Here is a 22,038-nt window from a genome sequence, read left to right on the forward strand (position 1 = left end):
CCATGTCGCCGGCTGACGAGGAAACCGGCCCGGCTGCCACACTGGCAGAGCCCGTGGCCGCGTTCCTGCGTTATCTGGCGTCGGAGAAGCGACACTCTCCACGCACCTGCGGCAGTTATCGCGATGACCTGAATCGATTCGCTGCGTGGGTTGAGCATCAGCCATCACCGGCTTGGCGGTCGGTCACCAGTCACGACTTGCGGCGATACGTTGCCCAGCTCAGCCGTGAAGGGTTGGGCGGTCGGAGTATTGCCCGGCACCTGTCTGCTATCCGCCGGTTTTACGAATACCTGTTACGGGAACACCTGGCGGTGGACAATCCTGCGCTGGATATTCGAGCTCCGAAGTCCGGTAAGCGTCTGCCGAGGGTGGCGGATGTGGACCAGCTCAACCACCTGCTGGACGCAACGCCCGATGACCCGCTGGAAATTCGCGACCTGAGCATGTTCGAACTGATGTATTCCTCCGGGCTGCGGCTGTCGGAACTGGCGGGGCTGGACCTCCAATCCGTGGACGTCCGAGGCGGGGAGGTTCGGGTGCTGGGTAAGGGTGGTAAAGAACGCCTTCTGCCGGTGGGGCGAAGGGCGTTGGACGCTTTGGCGCAGTGGCTTGACGTGCGCGGAGCGATGGCGCCAGACGGAGAGAATGCCTTGTATGTGAGCCGGCGAGGTGATCGGCTCAGTACTCGCAGTATCCAGTCCCGCCTCAGCCGGTGGGGAATGTCGAAAGGGGCGGACCAAAGACTGCATCCCCACCTGCTTCGGCATTCCTTCGCCAGCCACATGCTGGAGTCCAGTGGTGACCTGCGAGCGGTGCAGGAGTTGCTTGGCCATGCGGACATAGCGACGACCCAGGTCTATACTCATCTGGACTTCCAGCATCTGGCAAAGGTATACGACCAGAGTCATCCCAGGGCTCGCCGGCGTCGTAGCCGGCAGGAAACGGAGCATCGTTGAGGCACCAGTCACGGAATAGGCGTCCAGTAAAGGGCCAGGAGCGCTAAATGTCATCGGATCCATCCTGGAAGGATAAGTACCTCCAGGCACTTGAATGTTCAGATCAACGTGAATCGCATTGGGAAGCTGAAAGGAATCTGCTTCAGCGTATGCTGGTGCGTACCAGTCTGGCGTCCGAAGGGCAGACCGCTGAGCTGGACCGTTTGCTGGAACGGGTTCGTGACGAGCTTCGAAAACCCCCTCTCAACGCAGACAGCTGGCGGGATTTGCAGGAAAGAATTGACCGCCAGGTGGCCGCCCTGGACGACCGCAAGGCCGAATCCACGGACCGGCTGAGAACGACATTCGAGCAGTTGCTGTCAGAACTGCGGTCCCATCCTCTGTTCAAATCCGGCAAGGACCGTATTCGTGACCTTGAGAAACGACTCCGGAAACCGGAAACCCTTCAACTGGAAGCTACCGGATGGTTGGTCGATCTGGCACTGGTGTTGGAAACAGGGCTGGGCAGCGGCGACGGGCAAGATCGCAAACGAAGCCGGTTTGGCCGGCTGTTTGGTGGCGGACGAAGCCAGGAGTCGTCCGATCAGCCGATGTTGGCGGAAGCCGCCGAGAACCCGCTGGCTTCGTCCGCCGTTGAGCTGGCGATGCCAGACACAGAAGACAGCGAACGCCTGAAGATTGCGCGTCGGGTTGGTGAGCTGTTGGGTCATATGCTGGATCAGGTGACACTGGAGGCCGCGTCGGAGGCAAGAGCCCGACGACTACAGGAGTCGCTGTTGAGCAGCGATAACTGGGATGAACTGCGAGAGGGACTGAGCAGTGTGGCGGAGCTGGTGATCGCCGCGGTTACCCGAGGGCAAAGGGAATTCGAGGCCTTTCTCCGGCGTCTCGATGAACGGCTGGAAGTATTGCGCCAATGTTTCTCAGAGCAGGCGAATGCCCAGGCAGGGCGCCTGGATGCCTCGCAAGAACTGGATCGCGACATTCGCCAGGAGCTATGGTCGTTCGGCCAGCAAGTGGAAAGCAGCGTCGACTTTGGCGATCTGAAAGACTCGGTGAGCCGGCACCTGGAGTCGATCAGTGGTGCCGTTGAGCGGTTTCGGGAGCAGGAGTCCGAGCGCGAGCGCAACCTGTCGCTGCAACTGGAGCTCATGCAGGAGAAACTGGTGACGATGGAAGCCCAATCGGATCAGGTCCGGGAAAAGCTCAGGGAGGAGCGCGAGAAAGCCCTTACCGATGTCCTGACCCAATTGCCCAATCGGGAAGCCTGGCAGGAGCGACTGTCATTCGAGTACCAGCGCTGGCAACGTTATCGTCATTCGCTGTCAGTCTGCGTGCTTGATATCGATTTTTTCAAGCGTGTGAACGATTCCTACGGGCACAAGGCGGGTGATCGCGTGTTGCAACTGGTTGCGCGTGCACTCCGTGAGCGGCTGAGGGCAACCGACTTCATCGCGCGTTTCGGCGGGGAGGAGTTTGTGATCCTGTTGCCGGAAACCAAAGCCGACAACGCCCGGGCAGTATTGGACAGTATGCGCGGACATATTGCAGCACTGCCATTCCATTTCCGGGGAGAGCCGGTGTCGGTGACGTTTTCAGCTGGACTGGCGGAATTCGATGGAAACGACGACGAGGACGATGTGTTCGACCGGGCCGACAAGGCTCTGTACCTCGCCAAGGACTCCGGCCGCGACCAGGTACTTATTGCAGGGCGCAATATCTGACTCAGTGTCTCATCAGGGCATCGAGTTCATCGATAATTTCCGCCCAGTCAGAGTCGTCCTCGAGGCCTTCTTCGAGGAAGTGTGACTGGCTTTCCGACCAGAACGGAGCGTCCTGCAGAGCAATTTCCGAGGGAAGTGGCGAGTGCTTGGCGATAAAATTCTCAATGCTGACGCTGTCGGATGGCATGCCGAGTTGTTCAAAGAGCGTGCTGAAATCGTGTTTGCTGGTATCCATGGTCATGGTTCTCCCCAAGGTTGCCGGTGCTTTAAAGGCTGTGGGCACGATCAGAGTAGATCGGGTAACCCGCTGAATGCAATCGGAAGAATTTACGGGTATGGTTCCCTGAACTGTAGCCGAACCGGTGAGGATATCCAGTGAGGTCCGTTTTTCATTTTGTGCTGTTGCTCGCCGGTCTGCTGGTGCCTGGCGTGTCCGTTGCTGAGCCACCGCAACCCTCTCCGGCGCCGGTGTTGGGGAGCGAGGATCTGCGCTGGCTGTTGGCGAGGGAATCGTTCAGAGTCGGGGTACGAAGTGATCAGGTGCCGCTGGTGTTCGATACCGGCGAGGGTGAGCTGGCGGGCATTTTTATTGATTATCTAAACCGGCTGTCAGAAAAGCTTGGCGTGCCTGTTGTGCCGGTCTCGGCCCCGGAAGCGCAGCTCGGAGAATGGCTGCAGGACGGGACCCTGGATGCCCGCCTGAGTACCCACTTGGCCCATCGTTCCCCCCCCTCCAATGTGGTGCTGTCCTCGCCACTAATGAGTTTGACCTACGGCATATTCGTGGGTGCCGATGATGCAGGTATCCGTACTCTCTCAGACCTTGAAGACGCAAGCATCGCCCTGATCACCAACGATCCCAACCAGTTTGCATTGCTTGATCCGGTTGAGAGCTTTTCCCCAGTGCCAGTTTCCAGTATCAGCGAAGCCGTTGGGATGGTGTTGTCGGGGCAGGCGGACGCGTTTCTGGGCCCGGTTCCTGTGGTGTCGGACTACCTGCAGTCCGCCATGGTCAACGGAGTTGGGGTAGCCACACTGCTGAACCAGCAATCGGTCGACGTGGTGCTGGAAATGGCAGCGGGAAGTGACCAGGAGCGCGACCAGCTGTATCGGGTTCTCAACCAGGCGGTTCTGGCTATTGACCACGGTGAGCACCGGTCGATTCGCCAGTCGTGGTTGCAGACCGAGTTGCCCGAACTGGATCCCTCTGCCATTTCCCTGTCAGTTGACGAGAGGGCATTTCTCAACCGAAACCCCGATCTTCGCGTGGCCTTCCGGCCGGACTGGCCGCCGTTCGAGTACACCCAGAATGGACAGTCCGCCGGGCTCGTGCCGGATCTGGTCAAACGCCTGGAAGAGCAACTGAATATTCGCTTCAGCCGTCAGGTGATGGACAACAGTGCCGATGAGGAACAGGCTCTGCGCTCGGGTGAGGTGGATATACTGCCCGCGATGTCCCGAACGCCAAGGGTGGAGGAATCTTTCCTGTTCAGCCGCGCCTATTTGACCGTTCCCATTGCCCTTGCCATTCGTGACGATGGTCGCTTTATCGGCGAATTGAGGGAGTTGAGAGACGAAAAGGTGGGTGTGGTGAACCGGCAGGCGGGGCATGATTACCTATTGATCAACCACCCCAACCTCGATCTGTATCCGATGACGTCCATCGAGGAAGGGCTGCTGGCCCTGTCCAACGGCGACCTTGATGTCATGGTCACTCATATTCCGGCGGTCAGCTATACCGTTGCCCGCCTGGGGTTGTCCAACCTTCGGATAACGAGCATTACGCCTTACCAATATGAGCTAAGGTTTGCCGTCAGTAAGGAACGCCCTGAACTACAGCGCATCCTCAACAAAGCGCTGGGCAGTCTGGATGCTACCGAGACCGAGTCGATCTACAATCGCTGGATCCACCTGGATATCGAGCAGGAAACGGACTACACCGTGGTGCGTCGTATTGTACTTATCGCTATCGTGGTGGTGCTGATTTTCCTGTACTGGAATCGCAAGCTTTCACGGGAGGTGGACGAGCGTATCCGCTCTGAAAATGCCCTGCGCAGGAGTGAGGATGAACTGCGGGCGGCCAAGCTGGAGGCCGAACGGCTGGCACGGGAAGCCGAGGCGGCCAGCCTGACGAAAAGCGAGTTTCTGGCCAATATGTCCCATGAAATACGCACGCCGATGAATGCCGTAATTGGCTACAGTGACTTGCTCAGTAATACCGTCAAGGACCCCCAGCAACGGAATTACCTGGATGCCATACGCGCGGGCAGCCGCAGCCTGTTGATGCTGATTAACGACATCCTGGACCTGTCCCGCATCGAGGCGGGAAAGATGCGGTTGGATTATTCGGCAGTATCGGTGCGCCGGCTGCTCAGTGACGTACGCCATATATTTGACCTGCGCGCCACGGAGCAGGGTATCTCGCTGGAAGTCAGCGTGGATTCCAAGATGCCGGCGGCGATGATGCTGGACGAAACGCGATTGCGGCAGGTGCTTTTCAATCTCGTTGGCAATGCCATCAAGTTTACCCATGAGGGTGGTGTGACGGTCCGCGCCACGGCCACACGCCGGAAGTCATCGGAGAAACAGCCGGTCGAGGAGGCAGCCACTGAGGCTGATCGTCGCTGCTTTTACCGTTTGGTTGTGACGGTGTCCGATACCGGTATCGGCATTCCGCCCGACCAGCAGGAGCAGATCTTCGACGCCTTTGAACAGCAGGAAGGGCAGAACACGCGGCGTTATGGGGGCACGGGGCTGGGCCTGGCGATCAGCCGCAAGCTGGTCCGCATGATGGGTGGTGAACTACAGGTTGAGAGTGAGCCCGGGTCGGGGTCCACCTTTACGGTCAAGCTTCCTCGGGTTGAGGCCACGGGTGCCCAGGCGGAAGAAGATGGTACGCCCGAGGAGTCGGAACGCCTGTTGGCACAGACACTCAGCATGCAGGAACGTGGATGGTTGCAGGAGCAACTTGCACGGGATTTTGGCGACGAGTGGGAGACTGTGAGGGAAAGCGGTGATCCGGAGCAGATGAAAGATTTTGCCAACCGTGTGCTGGAGTGGGGTAAGCGGTTCCGTTCGCCTTCAGTGACCCGATATGGAGAGAGGCTGCTAACCGACGTGGAGGCGTTTAATCTGGATTCCGTAAACAGTGCGCTTGAATCCTTTCCGCGCCTTCTGGGACGGGATCAGTGACTGGAAAGTGTCAGAGGCAGTCGAACTGTGACTTGCGGTCAAAGGCGACGGCGACCATGTCGTAGCCTGAGTCGGACAGCGAACGAATCAGTTCGCGGTCTTTCAGCAGAGCCATGCAGACTCGGTGCACGTTGGCCTGAAGTTGTTCGTGGGGCGGCTCGGACTCAAACCGGAAATCGACGATCAGGTATTTACGCTCGACGGCCGATGTGGCGGGAATGTCTTCACGCTCAATGCTTTCATAGCCAATGTAGGTGGCCTGTTTGTCGGGGAAGATTCCACTGAGCAACACGTCCAGATTGCCAGCCATGACCGGTTGTGAGGTCAGTGCCAACAGGGTGAGGGCGCCGGTGATGCATTTGATGGCCATGAGAGCCACTCCTTTGGAATCGGTGCGTCGATCAATGTAAACATATGTAACGTTTAGTTACTGGTGATTATTGCAGAGAGCGAACAGGTTTGCGCATTTTTTGCGCGAATTTTTCAATTGTTTGCAATGTTCAGAGAATCCGTCGGCTGGGTATGGATTTCCGCAGCCTATCAGGATCAACTACTATGGATAAAAACAGAAGCGCATAGAGGCAGGATGATGTTCCAACTCGTCTTCAAAGGTGAATGCACACCGGGGACCGACCCGGCAACCGCCCGCAGTAATGCCAGAACCCTGTTCAAGGCAACGGTGGACCAGATTGATCGTATGTTCAGCGGTCAGCCAGTCGTTATCCGCAACAAACTGGAGGAGGTCCAGGCGGAAAAATACCGCTCGGTGTTGCAAAAGCACGGCATGGTGGCATACGTGCAGCCCATGGAGGGCGCTGTTGCCTCTACCACCTCGCGCGAGGCGCCCGCCGCTCAACCATCGTCGGAGCCAAAACCTGCACCTGCAACGCCTCCGGCAGGGGCGGCGGGTTCGGGTGCCGGGCCCGGGAGCGCCGTGGCCGTAGAGCCAGGCGATCGTTTGCCAGTGGCGGGCGAGAAGGTCGACAGCATTCTTTCCGGGTCCGGACTGACCCTTGACCCTGTTGGCGTTACGCTGGAGGAGCACCGGGAGGCTCCAGCCCCCATGTTCCAGCATCTGGACGACTGGACGCTGGCACCTCCGGGCAGTGATCTGGGCGTGAAGAGTGAGGTTCCGCCACCGGTTGTGCCTGATGTCTCCCACCTGTCCCTGGCGGATGAGGATCCCGCAGACAATGCCTGAACGTCGAACGGGATGATGTTACCAGCCAGATTGATCGGTCTCCTGCTTGCCGTGCTCGCGGCCATGCCCGTCATGGCCGATGTTGGGCGGCCGAAAGTGGGCCTGGTGCTAAGCGGCGGAGGGGCCAAGGGCATGGCCCATGTGGGTGTACTGCGAGTGCTGGAAGAACTGAAGGTGCCAGTGGACATTGTCGTGGGTACCAGTGCCGGCTCTGCGGTTGGGGCGCTCTATGCCTCTGGTATGGAGGTCCAGGAGATTGAAGAGCGCTTTATCGAGATGGACTGGGTGTCCAGTTTTCGGGATGACCCGGGCCGTGCCTACAAGCCCGTCAGGCGCAAACGTCAGGACTGGCGCTACCCGGTATCCCCTGGCATTGGCGTGCGCCTGGACGGCCTGCATTTGGGGGGAGGTATCATCGCCGGTCAGAACCTCGGCTTTATCCTCAATGAGCTCACCCGTGATGCCGCCCTCGTTGAGGATTTTGATGAACTGGCCATTCCGTTCAGAGCCATCGCCACGGACCTGGAGACCGGCGAGGAAGTGGTGATCGGCAGCGGCAATCTGTCGGAAGCGATCCGCGCGAGCATGAGTATTCCCGGCGTCTATGCACCCGTCACGCTGGATGGGCGTTTGCTGGTGGATGGTGGCGTGGCCAACAATCTGCCGGTTAGTGTGGCCCATGAGCTTGGGGCCGACATTGTCATTGCTGTGGATATCACCGATCCGCTATTGGAGCGGGAGGATATACGCGAGGCGTTTTCTGTGGTTGGTCAGTTGACCACCATGATGACGCGGCAAAATACCGAGCGACAGCTCAGATTGCTGGATAATCAGGACATCCTGATGCGGCCGGATCTGAAGGGGCTGTCCTCAGCGGATTTTTATGAGGCCCCGGCGCTGTTTGAACTGGGTGCCAGCAGTGCCCGTGGTCACGCCGGTGAGCTTCGCCACCTGAGCGTCAGTGACGATGAGTGGGACCGATTTCGAAATCGGCTAGAAGCACACTCGTTCAACCCGGGTGTTGTTACCGACATCCGCATCGATGACCGTTCGCGCCTGGCGGGAGATTTCCTTCGTGAGCGCATACGTCAGCAGACGGGCGAGCCTTTGGACGTGGATGCGCTGGAGGAGGATCTCAAGCGAATCTACGGTCTTGGCTACTACGAAACCGTGTCCTACTCGCTGGTGCCGACCGCCGGACCCGGTACGGACCTGGTTGTCCGGGTTCGAGAGAAAAGCTGGGGGCCGAACTACCTGTCCTTTGGCCTGAATTATGAAGACAACTTCGAGAACGATACTCGGTTCAATGTCGCCACGTCGTTGCGAATGACGGGCCTGAATGCCCTGGGTGGTGAGTGGACGACCGGGCTCCAGTTGGGTACCCAGCCCCGGGTTCGAACCGAGTGGTTCCAGCCATTGGACTATGGTTTCGAACGATTCCTCACGTTGGGCGGTGCCTATTCCCGTGAAAGCCTGAGCGCGTTTGATGGAGAAGGCGAGCGCATTACCGAAGTGGATATCACCAATCGCCAGGTCGATCTGGCTCTGGGTACCGAACTGGGAGTGAACGGAGAGGTGCGTCTCGAGTATGTGCGGGGCTACGCTACCGTCGACGAGCAGATCGGCGAACCGATGGCGCCCTCTGGCTCCATCCAGAGTGGCAGTCTCCGGCTCCAGTTCGTTCACGACTCCCTTGACGATACCTTCCTGCCGGAATCCGGAGGGTTCGCTGGTATTCGTGGCCGATTCGAGCGCCCTGGTCTTGGGTCTGACCGTCATTTTGACTCAGTCACCGTCATGGCTCTGGGTACCGCAAGCTGGAGAAGAGCCAGTATCACCGGTCTGTTGTATGCCAACGCGGTTACCAAGGGCGTTGCTGGTATTGAGAATTCAATACTGCTGGGCGGCTTTCACCAGTTATCGGCATACAGCCAGGGCGAAGTGGCGGGAGAGGATGCGGCCCTGGCGGGCGTTTTCGTCCGGCAGGAATTTGGCGGGCCGTTTGTACCCTGGTTTGCCGGAGCCGGGTTCGAGACCGGGAATGCCTGGTCCTCGCTGGGGGAGGCTCGCTGGAACAATCTGTTGCGCTCTGGAAGCCTGTTTGCCGGCGTTGAAACCTTTCTGGGGCCGGTACAGATTGCCACGGCCTACAACAATCAGGATGACTGGAGTGCTTATCTCAACGTCGGCTTCTCGTTTACCCGCCTGTTCGAATGAGCTGGCCGATGCTCAAGCCGTAGCCGATGCGCTGTCGATAGCTTCAAGCACCTGCTGACACTGTTGTTCCGCGTACCCGGCCAAAATGGAGGCAAGGCGTTCTTCGTCCCGTTCCTTGATCGCACTGATCGATTCCCGCACATGGGCCAGGTTGTCTTCCAGCACCCGGTTGCCGCCACGCTGGAACGCCACAAAGGCGCAACGTTTCGCGGATGGCCACAGATCCTCAATGGCGGAAATGATGAAATAGTTGTCGGCATAGGCCAGCGACGCCTGAGTGTATTCAATGCCCAGCTCCAGGAAGGCCAGCAGGTCGTTGCTGTCGTGGCAGCTCTTCATGCGCTGGTAGAGGGATTCGAGCTTGTCCATATCGGCTGCTTGCCATTGCCGCACCAGCTTGCGACCGGTATGGGTCAGGTACAGTTGCAGCACTTCGTACAGGCTGCGCACAAAATACTCATCCAGCGGCGTAACGAACGCGCCTTTGCGGGGCACGTTCTGTACCAGGTGGCGTTTTTCCAGCAGCAGCAAACCTTCGCGGATCGATCCGTGGCTCACGTCCATTTGTTTGGCCATGGCGCTTTCATAGATGCGTTCGCCGGAGCGAAGCTGGCCGAAAGCAATGAGGTTTTCAATGTGACGAGCGACCTGTTCGGTCAGGGTTTCGCGGGGCTTGAATGTGGTCATGGTCCTGCTTCGTTACAGCATGCTGGCTCAATGGTTCTGGAATACTCTCACATTCTTTGCGTATGGAAAATGGGCACACCAAAACTGATCAGGCTCTAGCGGACGGTTTCAGAGCAGGGGGCCTAGCAATCGTATGGTGCGGCAAGTCAACCGGAAGGCTACTGAACGGTCCCGGTAATCCCGTTCCGTCATCAGTCGACTGTTGATGAGATCCTGTTCCAGCAGATGTTCGATGCCATTCACAAACTCAACGGCGGTGCTGATGGCGGTAATCTCGAAGTTCAGTCGCATCGATCGGTTGTCCAGGTTGGCGGTGCCAATGGCGGCGTAACGGTTATCCACCAACACGACTTTCTGATGCATGAAGCCCGGCTGGTAGCGATAAATGCCAATGCCGGCGCGGCATGCTTGTACCAGGTATGAGTACGCAGCCAGCCGTATCAGCCGGCTGTCGGATTTCTCGGGGATAATGATTCGCACGTCCACACCCCGCAGGGCTGCCAGTTGCAGGGCGTTCATGATCTGAACGTCGGGCACGAAATACGGTGAGGCGATCCAGATCCGCGTACGGGCATTGTTGATGCAATTGAGGAAAAACAGCGTGCAGGTTTCGTAGGTATCCGCCGGGCCGGTTGGCAGAATCAGGACTTCCTGATCGCCAGGCGTCGGTTGGGAAGGCGTCCAGTTGAGCGTCGGGAAGTCCTCACTAGCCCAGTTCCAGTCCTCAAGCCAGGCCAGTTGCAGCCCGGTCACCGCCGGGCCGGTGATGCGGCAGTGGCTGTCACGCCAGGGCTCCTCATCCATGGCAGTGCCCAGGTACTCGTCGCCGAGGTTGATGCCTCCGACAAATCCCACTTCGCCATCACAGACCAGCAGTTTTCGGTGATTGCGGAAGTTGACCTGCAGGCGCATGCGACGAAAATTGCCGTCCCCGAACGAGGCAACCTTTGCACCGGCGGCGGACAGTTCCCTGAGGTACTTCCGCGGCAGCCAGACACTACCAATGTCGTCGTAGAGGAACCAGACCTGAACGCCCTGGGCCAACTTGCGCTTCAGGATCGACTTGATGCGTTGGCCGACTTTGTCTGAGCGAACAATGTAGAACTCCAGGAGAATGTAGTGTTGGGCGTTTTCCATGGCATCGAACAGCGCTTCAAAGGTGGCATCACCATCCTTGAGGAGATCGCACCGATTCCCGGTGGTAAACGGCTGCCGGCCCAGTTTGCAAAGTGCCTGGAGCTCGTCTGGAAAATGTTCATCGGCGCGCTTGCTGATTGCAGCCGTCTGGTGTTCGAAATGATTGAGCAGTTCTGTCAGCGCGGCGTCCCCGGTGCGTCTGGCCTTGATATAGCCACCGAACCGATTGCGTCCGAATAACAGGAACATGGGGACGGCGATGTAAGGCAGGCTGATTAGCGCCAGAATCCAGGCGATGGCCCCCTGTGCTACACGGTAGGTCATCAGTATCCGATAGATGCAGGCAGCGGCAGCCAGGTAGATCAGGGCCAGTGCGAGGGGCAGCCAGGGCACATCTGCGATGCTCATTCCGGCGCTTCTCCGTTGTCGAGGTTCAGGTGGCGGGCACGGTACTGGGCCGGCGCCGTCCCGGTCCAGCGCTTGAACGCGCGGCTGAAGGCGCTGAGTTCGGAAAAGCCCAGCAGGAATGCGATTTCGCCCAGTGCGTAATGGTCCGACGCCACATAGCGCATGGCTTTGTCCTTACGGACTTCCTCTACTAACTCGTGAAACCCAAGCCCTTCCTTTTTTAGCCGTCGATACAGTGTTTGGCGGCTCATATGGCACTGTTTTGCCAGAGTGTCGGCGTCAATGCGGTCGGTGGACATCTGGCGTGAGATCAGTCGCCGGATCTTGCGGCCGAAGGTGCGCCTGCTTTGCAGCCGGGCCAGCACTGCGTTGACCTGTTTCAGCACGGCGGAATAAACGTAAGGGTTGCGATGGGGAATAGGATGGCTCAGGTGGCGGCTACTGAATGCCAGGCGCGTTGCGGCACAGCCAAAAAACACCGGGCCACCCAGTAATCGCTGATATTCGGCGGCATAGCCTGGTTTCGGATGGGCGATCTCGGCCCACTCGGCAACGATGGAAGGATGGATGAAATGTCGGGTGCGGCATAAAGCCGCCGCGAGTGTCCTATCCATATCCTGGCGACAGTAATGCCCGGGGGTGTCCGCCTGCCAGGTCAGGATGGCCTGCTCGCCCGTCTGTTCAAAACTCAGGATCACCGATTCGTTGATCAACCGGTGCAGGCGAACATACTGGGTAACGGCTTCGCCCAGAGTGTCGCAATTGAAGAATACATGGCCTACCAGTCCCATCCGGTCAGGATCGACCACCTGGCCGGCATGGAGGCCAACGGCAGGGTCTCCGGTTACCTTTTCGGCGTGTTCCCACAGGCGGTAGTGGCGATCGGCCGGAATGCGCAGGTCCGGGTCTGCCAGCTCGTTCCTGCTGAACCCGGCGATCTGCTCAACGGCTGGGAGATCCAGCACGCCTTGACGGTCCAGGTAGTGAACCAGGGCCAGCGTGCTGGAGGCTGCAACCAGTGGCGATGCGGTGGCTTTTGCCTGGGATGAGTTCACGGTCACCTATGATTGATGGTTAACAGGAATTCATCGGTGCTGATACAAAATGTCAAACCTGTGGGACAGCCTGTCAACGGTTTATGGTCCTAACAACGATAGCATTAAGTCATTGAGGATTCTCACCCGCACATCTGGATTGGAGGTGTTTTCATGGAACTGGAAATTTTTGTGCCCCATAACGAGCTGGAGCGCTCTAATATCGCCGCTTTGGCTGAGTACCTGAACAGCATGTACTACTGCTAATCAGTTTCAGCAAACGTTTATGACCTGAGCCGGGGGAGACCCCGGCTTTTTTTTGCCTGAAATATCTGGCCGGTTGTCAGGCAAGCCTGCGGCTTGCCCTTGTGCCAACAACATTCGATGGTAATGTAGTCGGCTTAACGATAGCAGCCTGTTCTCACACGATTCTATCCGGCGACTCCAGGAGGTCCTGACCATGAGTGTTGAACTCAATTACCGCATTACCGGCGACGGTCCGCCATTGATCCTTCTCCATGGCCTGTTCGGCTCGCTGGAAAATCTGGGAGGCATCACCCGTCGCCTGCAGGACCAGTGGCAGATTCATGCTCTGGATCAGCGCAATCACGGCGCTTCCCCCCATACCGACACTATGGATTACCCGGCTATGGCCGACGACGTGTTGGCTTACATGGACGCTCAGGGGCTGGAAAAGGCGTCTATTCTGGGCCACTCCATGGGCGGAAAGACCGCGATGCAGGTCGCGTTGCAAGCTCCGGGCCGGGTTAATCGGGTTATCGTGGCGGATATCGCACCGGTGACCTATAAACCCCGTCATGATGCAGTTCTGGAGGGGCTGACCTCAGTGGATCTGGGCTCGATCCGCACGCGACAAGATGCCGACAAGGTGCTGGCGGATTATGTAGAGGAACTTGGTGTCAGGCAGTTCCTGCTGAAGAACCTGGTGCGGGTGGCGGATGACGAAGGAAGCCAGCACCCCGGACCGTACCGCTGGCGGCTGAACCTGCCCGTAATTGAGCAATGTTACCCTCACCTTGCGCGTGCACCGGAAGGGGAGGGGCCGTTTGAAGGTCCTGTGTTGTTTATCAAGGGAGCCGATTCAGCCTATATTCAGGAAAAGCACCGCGACGACATCCGTCAGCGCTTTCCCGCAGCGGATTTGAGAATCATCACCGGGACAGGGCACTGGTTGCATGCAGAGAAACCCGACAGCTTTGTGGCACTGTGTCGTCGTTTCCTCACGAATTAGCGCCTGGTAGCGAGGGGTACCTGCCAGTTTAGCCGCCGGCGGGTGTCTGATAAGGTTACGGAATCGTATCTGACTGGAACAGGCATCCTCTATGAAGTGGCTTCTGGGCGCATTGCTGATTGGTTTTTTGGTGCTGGGTGGTTTCCTGTTGTCGCCATCTCCCATCAACAGTCAGGCCTGGAACGCCCCTTCGCCGCAGCCATTGACCGGTAAGCTGGCTCCCAACGAACGTCTGAGACTGGCAGACCTGCTGGCCAGGGGAGAGGTTTACGGTCCCGAAGACACCACGGTGGATGACGACGGCATTCTCTACACTGGCACGCAGGATGGCTGGATTGTCCGGGTCAAGCCGGATGGCCAGACGGAAAAGTGGCTGGAAACCGGAGGCCGCCCCCTGGGCATGGTATTTGATCGTCACGGCAATTTAATCGTGGCGGATGCCTGGAAGGGGCTTCTCTCCATCGCGCCCGACAAGACCGTTACCGTGCTGACCCGAGAGGCGGAGGGCTTGCCTTTCCGGTTCACCGACGATGTGGATATTGCCCCGGACGGTCGCATCTACTTTACGGATGCCAGTTCGAAGTTCCGTCAACCCGAGTATCAACTGGATTTGCTCGAGATGCGCCCCCACGGTCGGCTGCTTCGATATGATCCGGCCACGCGTAAAACCGAGGTGTTGCTCAGCAACCTGCATTTTGCCAACGGCGTGGCGGTGTCGCCGGACGGCGAGTACCTGCTGGTGAACGAAACCTGGAAGTATCGAATTCTCAAGTACTGGATCGGTGGTCGTTATCCTGGGCAGGCCGAAGTATTCGCCGACAACCTGCCTGGTTTCCCCGACAACCTGGCAGTCGACCACAAGGGCCGCTACTGGGTGGCGTTTCCCACGCTCCGAAATTCCCAGGTGGATACCCTGCACCGGCAGCCATGGCTGAAGGATTTGCTGGCCAAACTACCGGACTATTTCAAGCCGAAGCCTCAGGAATACGGGCTGGTGGTGGCCATGAACGAGGATGGCGGAGTGATCACCAGTCTGCACGATACCAAGGGCACCCATCTGCAGGAGATTACCTCGGTCAATCCCCATAACGGCCACCTCTACTTTGGTTCACTTCACAACGACCGCATCGGCCGGTTAGCCTTGTCAGCCATTCCGGGGTTGGGGGATAACAGCAATGAGTGACGGCAATCCGGTGAACTGGGATCTTCCCGAACCGTTTACCATGACCATCGAGGTTCGGGATGCGGATACTGACAGACTCGGGCACGCCAACAATGTGGTGTACGTGCGCTGGCTTGAAGAGATCAGCTGGCAGCACATCGACAGTCTGGGTATGACCTGGGAGCTGCACGAAAAAACCGGTAAGGCCATGGCAATCACTCGCACCGAGATTGATTACCTGGCGTCCGCCAACGCTGGTGACCGCTTGATGCTGGGTACTTGGCTGACGGGGTTCGATGGTCGTTTTCGCTCCGCTCGCCAGTTCCAGCTGGTGCGGGAATCCGACGGCAAGACCCTGGTGCGGGCAGTATCCACCCATGCCTGTGTCAACATGAAGAGTCAGAGGCCCTCGCGGATGCCCGCGGAATACGCCGACATCCTCGGCGGTGCGATGGTGCCCGGTGGTCGCGCCTTTGATACCACAGAGTGAATTTCTGCTAGTCTGAACAGATGTTCCTGTCCTGTTCCTGAAGCTGTCTGGAGAGCCCCATGGAAAATACCGTTGATCCGAATGCCGGCAACGCCATGCGTCACGTGGTCTACGACCAGTTTGGCGATACTGACGTCCTGCGGATCGAATCCTCCGCCATTCCCGACCCGGGGCCTGAGGAAGTACTGTTCAGGGTGGCCGGCGCGGGGCTGAATCCCATCGACTGGAAGACGCGGAAAGGCCTGGGATTTGCCGCCCGGCAGATTGAAGACCACCTGCCGTGGACGCCAGGCTACGATGCGTCGGGTGAAGTGATTGCCGTCGGCCGAGATGTGACCACATTGGCGCCGGGTGACCGGGTGATGGGCATGGTGGGCTTCCCGGCTGGCGGAGGAAGTTATTCCGAATACGCCGTGGCTCGCGCCGACGAGTTGGCCATTGTGCCGGAGGAGCTGGACCTGGTGACTGCCGGCGCTATGCCGCTGGCCGCGTTGACCGCCTGGCAGGCATTGTTCGAAGTGGCGGAACTGGAGGCTGGTCAGAAAGTGCTGATTCACGCCGGTGCTGGCGGGGTCGGGCATTTTGCGGTGCAGTTCGCGCTCGAGCGGGGCGCCCATGTGATCGCCACCGCTTCAGCCAGTAATCGCGATTTCCTGGCGGCCTTTGGGGTCCATGAGGTGATTGATTACCACACCACCGACGTGGTGGACGAGTGCTATGGTCTGGACGTGGTGCTGGATCTGGTCGGCGGCGACGCGGGCAAGCGCTCCCTGCATACCCTGAGCGAGCACGGTGTACTGGTCACAATTCCCACCGCGACGGCGGATGACATCATAACCGCGGCGGAGTCCCTTGGGCTGAGAGCCCATGGAATGACCGTCCGCCCGGATGTGTTTCATCTCGACGAGATCGCTGAATTGATCGAAGACGGTGATGTACGCGTCCATATCGACAAGGCCTTCCCGCTGGAACAGGTCGCCGATGCCCACCGCTTGCTGGAGGGCGGGCATGTTCGGGGTAAGCTGGTTCTGGACTGCGGGGCCCGCTGATACGCTCAGGTTGGAGCGGGTTCCGGTGACTCCCCGGTATCCCGCTCCTTGCGTTCCTTCCTCGCCTGGGGTGGCACCAGGCTCACCAATGTCCAGTCTTTCTCGGGCTTGATGGCCTCCATGCTCTTGACCGGCGTGATGTGTTCGCGCGTGTTCACCACGAACAGCACCATGGCCTGGCGATCGTACTTGTCCAGGAAATCCTCGAACGTAAATTCGTCGCTGAGCTGGGTGGTTTTCACCGAATAGTTCTGGCTGGCCAGGCTGGCCAGCTTGGCATAGCTCACGCCGCCGAAGAGCCCTCTCGTCAGTTGTATTTTCTCGGCGGTCTGGTGCCGGGCCTTCTGGTCCTGATCGCCTTCGGCCAGGGTTAGCACCGAGTCTTTTCCGAACCAGTCCAGGAAGTGGTAGGTTGCCAGGGAATTCATGTGCTTGTAGGGGGATATAACCAGCAGATTACCAATGCCGGTCAGGTCCAGGTGGGTCGACGCATGCTCGGACACCGGGTTGCCGAAATACACCTGCAGGTTTTCCATGCGCGCCTGTTTGACGTTCTCCCAGTTGGTATCCGCCAGGGTAACGGGGACCTCCAGCTTTTTCAGCGCCAGGCCGATTTTTCGGGCCACCGGGTTGGCGCCGAGAATCAAAAAGCCGTATTCCGCCGGTTCGGCGACCTTCAGTAGCCTCGCCAGTGGCCGTGCGGTAAGACTCTGTAGGGTGACGGTGGCGATGATCAGCATGAATATCAGTGGCACAAGGGCCCCGGCGCTTTCGTAGCCCAGTTTCTGTAACTGAAACGCAAACAGGGCGGAAACGGCAGCGGCGACGATGCCACGGGGGGCGATCCAGCTCAGGAACAATTTGTCGCGCCAGTTGAGGCTGGTGCCAATGGCCGATAGGAAGATGCTTGCCGGGCGTGCGACCAGCATCAGCAATGCCAATACGGCCACCAGTCCCCAGCCTAGTTGAGCGATGGCTTCGAACTCCACCCGTGCTGCCAGGATGATGAAGAGAGCGGAAATCAGCAGCACGCTCAGGGATTCCTTGAACTCCAGGATGCTGTCGATGGGGACCTGCTTCATGTTGGCCATCCAGATCCCCATGATAGTGACCGTCAACAGGCCGGACTCGTGGGCCATCTCATTCGACAGGGCGTAGACCCCGAGCATGAACGTCAGTGTGCCAGCGTTATGCAGATACTGGGGTAACAGGTGTTTGCGCAGGGCGATACCGTTGAGCCAGCCGGCCACCGCCCCGATCAGGAAGCCGACCGCCAGGGTTTTACCGAAGATGTACATGGAATGTCCGAACACATTGCCCTGGCCCCAGGACACAATGCCCTCGAACACGAGAACCGCCAATAAAGCCCCCACGGGGTCGATAATAATACCTTCCCAGCGCAGAATATTGGCGAGCTTTGCGTCCGGTCGGACGGAACGAAGCAAAGGGGCGATAACGGTGGGGCCGGTGACGATGGATATGGCGCCAAACAGGAGCGCCACTTCCCATGACACATCAAGGATCCAGCGGGCAGCCAGGGTGCCAATGATGCAGGTGACAATGGAGCCGACGGGAATCAGGTTGCGGACCATTTTGCCATGGCCGCGGATTTCGTCGTAGCGAAGGGTCAGGCTGCCTTCAAACAGGATGATGGCTACGGCCAGGGAAATAACCGGGAACAGCAGGTCTCCAAACACGATCTCGGGGTCCAGAAAACCCAACAGCGGCCCTGCTGCAATGCCTCCGGCCAGGAGGAACAGGATGGCGGGCATGCGAACCCGCCAGGCGAGCCACTGGCAGAACAGGGAGAGCACACCGATGCAGGCAAGAAGGAAGACAGTGCTGACGGTCATAGTGGAATCAGTTCCGTTGAATAATGGGTTTAATTCTGTGGTTCCGAAAGAGAGTCTGCTGTCTTATCTGAATTGGCCTTGCGCGACAGGCGAGCCAATAACCGAGCCGCAGCAAAGAAGCCAAAGCTGGCTGTAACAGGGCTGGCAGCACCAAACCCGGAGGCGCAATCCAAACGGACCGGGCCCTCTGTAGCTGGCTTCTGGAGGCAGACCTCGCCGTCCCCTGCAGGATACGTGAGCTGTTCCAGGGAGTACACGGCCTCAATCCCGAAACGCCGCTTGGGGTTGCGTGAGAAACCGTATTCCCGCCGCAGAGTATTACGAACCTTGGCCAATAATGGATCCTGTGTGGTTTTGCTCAGGTCACTGACGCGGATCTGGGTTGGGTCCATCTGACCGCCGGCGCCGCCAGCACACACCAGTGGAATCTTGCGACGCTGGCAGTGGGCAATCAGCGCGGCCTTGGCTTTGACGCTATCAATGGCATCGACCACGCCGGACATCTCTGGAGTAATCAGTTCATCGACGTTCTTGGTGTTCAGGAATCCGAAGTGAACCCGTATATCGGCCTCCGGGTTGATCGCCCGCAAACGGTCCGCCATGGCGTCCGTTTTGGTGCGGCCATACTGTCCGGTCAGGGCGTGGAGCTGGCGATTGGTATTGGACACACAGATATCGTCCATGTCGATCAGCGTCAAGGTGCCGACTCCCGAGCGGGCAAGTGCCTCGGCCGCCCAGGAGCCCACGCCACCCAGTCCGACGATGGCGATGTGGGCGTGACGGAAGTGCTCCAGAGCACGGCGGCCATAGAGTCGTTCGATACCGCCGAAGCGGAAATGAAAATCGTCGCCCGTCATGGTGCATCTCCGGAGAAAAGCCACGATTGTAACCCAGCCCAGCCGGCTGTCTCTAATCAGTAACCGGATATCGTATTCATGAGGTGAAATGAGCAGGCATAAAAAAAGGCCACGCAAGAGCGTGGCCTGTAAGCAAATGCCCAACCCGACGGGGGCTGGGCCGGACTAGTTCAGAGACACTAATCAACGTGATCAGTATCGTTTATCAACGTGTCGCCCAGAAGGTCACAAACTGTCAACGGCCGGTCATTTTCGGCCAAGGCTCCGGCAGGTTGGTACAGTTTCAGGTCCATCCGCCTCAGCGTATAAAGGGGTTCAGTAAGCGAGTGAACGTGCCGGTTAATTTAACCGGTGCGCTGAGCACGGACAGGGTGATGCAGTCTTCGCAGCCAACCGCCACAGGTTTGTGCTCGTCTTCCTGATTGAGCACCACGAAGTCCCACTGGTTGAACACACCTTTCTGGTCCGAGAACGCACCCTGGAGAACAATCGTGGTTTCACTCCCTCTGTGGGTATGCGCGGGTGCCTTCCCACCGGCTGCCAACTTCTGAAGAACCACCTGCTCGTTCTGGCCGGGAAACCGTTCGCTGATGTCCAGCACACTGACATCGCCGAGCTGACGTTTCCAGGGCAGCGAGTTGAGATCGTCGCCCAGCAACTTTTGAAGAGGGCTCATGCGCTTGGCTTGTGTACTGATGTAGGTCTCCGTCATGTCAGGCTCGCTGTCTATGCGTGACAGGATAGCGTCAAACATGTCCGATGAAACACCGACCTGGGGCTGACTTTCCATCATTACGGCACCCAGGCTGTCGAGCGTATCCACACGGCTGCGACAATGGGGGCACTGATCCAGATGGAGACGAATGCACAGTGCGTGGGGCTCACTGAGATTGCCCGCACTGAATTCCATCAGGGTGAGTGTGTCTGGATGATGCCGTGTCATACGTTCTGGTCCTGCAAAATCACTTTCAGTTTGTTCAGTGCCAGACGAACCCGGCTTTTTACGGTACCGAGTGGAATATTGAGCTCGTCCGCAACCATCTGGTGTGACTTGCTCTCCATGTAGACCTTGGCAATCACAGTAATCTGTTCTTCCGGGAGGTGGCTGAGGGACTCTCTTACCCGGCGTTCGGACATCAGGCGGTGCAGCGACGTAACGGGCTCATCTTCGTTTTCGCCGGGGATCTGCCACAGGTCTTCCGTTTCAACAGGCATCTCTGCGCTCGTGCGTTTCATCTTGCGCAGCATGTCGATGCGCTGGTTACGGGCAATGGTGAAAATCCAGGTCGACGCGGCAGCCTTCCGCCAGTCATATAAGCAGGAGCGGCGCCAAATCGATACGAAAACCTCTTGCACCAGTTCTTCAGCATGGCTCGCCATGCCGTTAGCCATAGCGTAGTACTTGATCTGTGGGCCAAAATGCTCAAACAGGGCATGATAGGCCTGTCGATCCTGACGCTTACCCACTTTCTCCAGTAGCTGGCTCCAGGGGTCCTTGCGGCCCTCGGCCCGAGCTGGTTTCTGATCCAGTGTGGACACCGGACGCTCCTTGACAGTCGCATGATTTGGCATTGTTGTGTTCATCATTCTATGCACTCGCCCCGGGTTTGTCAGTCGTGATATTTACGGGGGCGATGGGCAGACGGATCTGTTGGGCGGTATTTTTCCCCGCGCATGCTACTGGCTGGCTTCTCCGCCGCTCGGTGTCGTCTGCAGGGAGATTGCCGACCGCTATCATCACGGCTAATCTTTGGCAGATATTGATCAGGAACGCTTGGCCCACATGAATGCTCCCGGAAAGACTGGCAACTTGCCTGTTATTCGCGCTCACTACGCCGATATCCTTTGCCAGTTGGCGGAAGAAAAGGGGGCGGCGCGTGGCCAGTTGCTGCGCTCGGCTGAAATTCGCCCGTCGATGTTGGGGCACCCGGACAACTTCATTACCGTGGAGCAGTTCAGTAGCCTTTGTCGCGCAGCCTTGGCGCTGAGCCACGAGCCGGCTCTGGGATTGGAGTACGGCAAGCGCCTGAAGTTCACTACTCATGGCTCCCTGTCACAGGCGGCCATCAGTTGTGACAACATTGGCCAGGCTCTTACGGTGCTGATCAAGTATTTCCGCATCCGGTTCGTGTATATGAATTTGAGCTTTTTCACCGAGGACAACGACGCGGTACTGCAGCTCGATATCGTGCACAGCCTGGATGACCTGCATCGGTTCAATGCGGAAGTGGTGCTGGCCTCGCTGATGGATGTGAACCTGCTGTTATTCGGGCGCCGCCTGCTTGATGGTGGGAGTTGTCGACTGAATTATCCGCCACCGGAGTATGCTGTGGCCTATGAGTCGCTGTTCGGCAATCGTATCCGATTTGACGCTGGCGCCAATCAGCTCCGTTTTCGCAAGGAATTCCTGGAACTGCCAATTTCCCTGTCCAATCCTGTGGCGCGTCGGGTAGCGGAAGCGCAATGCCAGGAGGAAATGCGATCGCTGGAAGCGACCACATCGATTCCGGAGCGAGTGGGGCGGTTGCTGGAGTCGGTACGGAATGGCCGACTTCCGGGTATTGATTCCGTGGCAGCGCAACTGGGTGTTTCGCCCAGGACACTGCGTCGTCAGCTCAGCGCCGAAGGCCTGAAGTTTCAGGGCATCCTTGATGACATCCGCCATCGGCGTTCCCTGGAGCTGCTTCGGCGGACCGACCTCGGTATCGATGACATTGCCTATCGCCTGGGGTATAGCGACCCGTCCAACTTTGGCCGCGCCTTCCGTAAATGGGAAGGCCTGTCGCCCTCAGCCTGGCGCGTAAACAACGCCTGATCCG

At 58.4% G+C, this 22,038-nt stretch carries 19 protein-coding genes; 10 read left to right on the top strand and 9 right to left on the bottom strand.

Annotated elements, in window-relative coordinates:
• Positions 1 to 2 precede the first annotated feature (2 nt).
• Positions 3 to 956, top strand: a complete 954-nt coding sequence (gene xerC, locus AC0B60_RS14305) for a tyrosine recombinase XerC (protein WP_465086506.1) — start codon at positions 3 to 5, stop codon at positions 954 to 956.
• A 47-nt stretch (positions 957 to 1,003) separates the two neighbouring features.
• Entirely contained in the window at positions 1,004 to 2,680 is a 1,677-nt protein-coding gene (locus tag AC0B60_RS14310; protein ID WP_465086507.1) for a diguanylate cyclase, read from the top strand.
• A gap of 1 nt (position 2,681) precedes the next feature.
• Here the strand turns inward: AC0B60_RS14310 and AC0B60_RS14315 are convergent, their stop codons facing one another.
• Positions 2,682 to 2,915: a DUF2789 domain-containing protein gene (locus AC0B60_RS14315; protein WP_465086508.1), complete on the bottom strand. Its 234-nt coding sequence runs from the start codon at positions 2,913 to 2,915 to the stop codon at positions 2,682 to 2,684.
• A gap of 161 nt (positions 2,916 to 3,076) precedes the next feature.
• Between AC0B60_RS14315 and AC0B60_RS14320 the strand changes: the two genes are divergently transcribed.
• Complete coding sequence (locus tag AC0B60_RS14320; RefSeq protein WP_465086607.1) at positions 3,077 to 5,872, top strand: transporter substrate-binding domain-containing protein; 2,796 nt, start codon at positions 3,077 to 3,079, stop codon at positions 5,870 to 5,872.
• Positions 5,873 to 5,882: 10 nt separating this feature from the next.
• On the opposite strand, the gene AC0B60_RS14325 is transcribed toward AC0B60_RS14320, so the two are convergent.
• On the bottom strand, positions 5,883 to 6,242 hold the full coding sequence (locus AC0B60_RS14325; RefSeq protein WP_465086509.1) for a hypothetical protein: 360 nt from the start codon (positions 6,240 to 6,242) through the stop codon (positions 5,883 to 5,885).
• Between the two features lie 219 nt (positions 6,243 to 6,461).
• Between AC0B60_RS14325 and AC0B60_RS14330 the strand changes: the two genes are divergently transcribed.
• Both AC0B60_RS14330 and AC0B60_RS14335 read left to right on the top strand, forming a co-directional pair.
• Complete coding sequence (locus AC0B60_RS14330) at positions 6,462 to 7,073, top strand: hypothetical protein (RefSeq protein WP_465086608.1); 612 nt, start codon at positions 6,462 to 6,464, stop codon at positions 7,071 to 7,073.
• 12 nt (positions 7,074 to 7,085) lie between these two features.
• A complete protein-coding gene (locus AC0B60_RS14335) occupies positions 7,086 to 9,290 on the top strand; it encodes a patatin-like phospholipase family protein (RefSeq protein WP_465086510.1) in 2,205 nt (734 codons plus the stop codon).
• Between the two features lie 12 nt (positions 9,291 to 9,302).
• Here the strand turns inward: AC0B60_RS14335 and AC0B60_RS14340 are convergent, their stop codons facing one another.
• From AC0B60_RS14340 to AC0B60_RS14350, 3 genes are all read right to left on the bottom strand, one after another.
• A complete protein-coding gene (locus AC0B60_RS14340; protein WP_465086511.1) occupies positions 9,303 to 9,977 on the bottom strand; it encodes a GntR family transcriptional regulator in 675 nt (224 codons plus the stop codon).
• 108 nt (positions 9,978 to 10,085) lie between these two features.
• Entirely contained in the window at positions 10,086 to 11,522 is a 1,437-nt protein-coding gene (gene cls, locus AC0B60_RS14345; protein ID WP_465086512.1) for a cardiolipin synthase, read from the bottom strand.
• Entirely contained in the window at positions 11,519 to 12,583 is a 1,065-nt protein-coding gene (locus AC0B60_RS14350; protein WP_465086513.1) for an AraC family transcriptional regulator, read from the bottom strand. Before AC0B60_RS14350 ends, cls begins: the two co-directional genes overlap by 4 nt.
• 433 nt (positions 12,584 to 13,016) lie before the next feature.
• On the opposite strand from AC0B60_RS14350, the gene AC0B60_RS14355 reads away from it, so the two are divergent.
• The 4 genes from AC0B60_RS14355 to AC0B60_RS14370 all read left to right on the top strand — a co-directional run bounded on the left by AC0B60_RS14355 (position 13,017) and on the right by AC0B60_RS14370 (position 16,509).
• Positions 13,017 to 13,808 carry an alpha/beta fold hydrolase gene (locus AC0B60_RS14355; protein ID WP_465086514.1) on the top strand — a complete coding sequence of 264 codons (792 nt, stop codon included), beginning with the start codon at positions 13,017 to 13,019 and terminating at the stop codon, positions 13,806 to 13,808.
• 91 nt (positions 13,809 to 13,899) lie between these two features.
• On the top strand, positions 13,900 to 14,991 hold the full coding sequence (locus AC0B60_RS14360; RefSeq protein ID WP_465086515.1) for an SMP-30/gluconolactonase/LRE family protein: 1,092 nt from the start codon (positions 13,900 to 13,902) through the stop codon (positions 14,989 to 14,991).
• Positions 14,984 to 15,460 (top strand): acyl-CoA thioesterase, encoded by a 477-nt coding sequence (locus AC0B60_RS14365; RefSeq protein ID WP_465086516.1) that lies wholly within the window; start codon positions 14,984 to 14,986, stop codon positions 15,458 to 15,460. The genes AC0B60_RS14360 and AC0B60_RS14365 overlap by 8 nt, the downstream gene beginning before the upstream one ends.
• Before the next feature lie 59 nt (positions 15,461 to 15,519).
• Positions 15,520 to 16,509 carry an NADP-dependent oxidoreductase gene (locus AC0B60_RS14370; RefSeq protein ID WP_465086518.1) on the top strand — a complete coding sequence of 330 codons (990 nt, stop codon included), beginning with the start codon at positions 15,520 to 15,522 and terminating at the stop codon, positions 16,507 to 16,509.
• Between the two features lie 5 nt (positions 16,510 to 16,514).
• On the opposite strand, the gene AC0B60_RS14375 is transcribed toward AC0B60_RS14370, so the two are convergent.
• The 4 genes from AC0B60_RS14375 to AC0B60_RS14390 all read right to left on the bottom strand — a co-directional run bounded on the left by AC0B60_RS14375 (position 16,515) and on the right by AC0B60_RS14390 (position 20,758).
• Positions 16,515 to 18,362 carry a cation:proton antiporter gene (locus tag AC0B60_RS14375; RefSeq protein ID WP_465086519.1) on the bottom strand — a complete coding sequence of 616 codons (1,848 nt, stop codon included), beginning with the start codon at positions 18,360 to 18,362 and terminating at the stop codon, positions 16,515 to 16,517.
• A gap of 29 nt (positions 18,363 to 18,391) precedes the next feature.
• Entirely contained in the window at positions 18,392 to 19,219 is an 828-nt protein-coding gene (tcdA, locus tag AC0B60_RS14380) for a tRNA cyclic N6-threonylcarbamoyladenosine(37) synthase TcdA (protein ID WP_465086520.1), read from the bottom strand.
• A 298-nt stretch (positions 19,220 to 19,517) separates the two neighbouring features.
• Positions 19,518 to 20,162 (bottom strand): ChrR family anti-sigma-E factor, encoded by a 645-nt coding sequence (locus tag AC0B60_RS14385; RefSeq protein ID WP_199446904.1) that lies wholly within the window; start codon positions 20,160 to 20,162, stop codon positions 19,518 to 19,520.
• Positions 20,159 to 20,758, bottom strand: coding sequence for a sigma-70 family RNA polymerase sigma factor (locus AC0B60_RS14390; protein ID WP_465086522.1), 600 nt, complete (start codon positions 20,756 to 20,758; stop codon positions 20,159 to 20,161). The genes AC0B60_RS14385 and AC0B60_RS14390 overlap by 4 nt, the downstream gene beginning before the upstream one ends.
• 211 nt (positions 20,759 to 20,969) lie before the next feature.
• Here AC0B60_RS14390 and AC0B60_RS14395 point away from each other — a divergent pair, with 211 nt between their 5' ends.
• A complete protein-coding gene (locus AC0B60_RS14395; RefSeq protein ID WP_465086523.1) occupies positions 20,970 to 22,034 on the top strand; it encodes an AraC family transcriptional regulator in 1,065 nt (354 codons plus the stop codon).
• The last annotated feature ends 4 nt before the right edge of the window (positions 22,035 to 22,038 follow it).

It is taken from the genome of Marinobacter sp. V34, from assembly GCF_055524115.1.

Coding starts and splice junctions, on each gene's coding strand:
- xerC (WP_465086506.1), top strand. CDS start 3: ATGTCGCCGGCTGACGAGGAAACCGGCCCGGCTGCCACACTGGCAGAG.
- AC0B60_RS14310 (WP_465086507.1), top strand. CDS start 1,004: ATGTCATCGGATCCATCCTGGAAGGATAAGTACCTCCAGGCACTTGAA.
- AC0B60_RS14315 (WP_465086508.1), bottom strand. CDS start 2,915: ATGGATACCAGCAAACACGATTTCAGCACGCTCTTTGAACAACTCGGC.
- AC0B60_RS14325 (WP_465086509.1), bottom strand. CDS start 6,242: ATGGCCATCAAATGCATCACCGGCGCCCTCACCCTGTTGGCACTGACC.
- AC0B60_RS14330 (WP_465086608.1), top strand. CDS start 6,462: ATGTTCCAACTCGTCTTCAAAGGTGAATGCACACCGGGGACCGACCCG.
- AC0B60_RS14335 (WP_465086510.1), top strand. CDS start 7,086: ATGATGTTACCAGCCAGATTGATCGGTCTCCTGCTTGCCGTGCTCGCG.
- AC0B60_RS14340 (WP_465086511.1), bottom strand. CDS start 9,977: ATGACCACATTCAAGCCCCGCGAAACCCTGACCGAACAGGTCGCTCGT.
- cls (WP_465086512.1), bottom strand. CDS start 11,522: ATGAGCATCGCAGATGTGCCCTGGCTGCCCCTCGCACTGGCCCTGATC.
- AC0B60_RS14355 (WP_465086514.1), top strand. CDS start 13,017: ATGAGTGTTGAACTCAATTACCGCATTACCGGCGACGGTCCGCCATTG.
- AC0B60_RS14360 (WP_465086515.1), top strand. CDS start 13,900: ATGAAGTGGCTTCTGGGCGCATTGCTGATTGGTTTTTTGGTGCTGGGT.
- AC0B60_RS14365 (WP_465086516.1), top strand. CDS start 14,984: ATGAGTGACGGCAATCCGGTGAACTGGGATCTTCCCGAACCGTTTACC.
- AC0B60_RS14370 (WP_465086518.1), top strand. CDS start 15,520: ATGGAAAATACCGTTGATCCGAATGCCGGCAACGCCATGCGTCACGTG.
- AC0B60_RS14375 (WP_465086519.1), bottom strand. CDS start 18,362: ATGACCGTCAGCACTGTCTTCCTTCTTGCCTGCATCGGTGTGCTCTCC.
- tcdA (WP_465086520.1), bottom strand. CDS start 19,219: ATGACGGGCGACGATTTTCATTTCCGCTTCGGCGGTATCGAACGACTC.
- AC0B60_RS14385 (WP_199446904.1), bottom strand. CDS start 20,162: ATGACACGGCATCATCCAGACACACTCACCCTGATGGAATTCAGTGCG.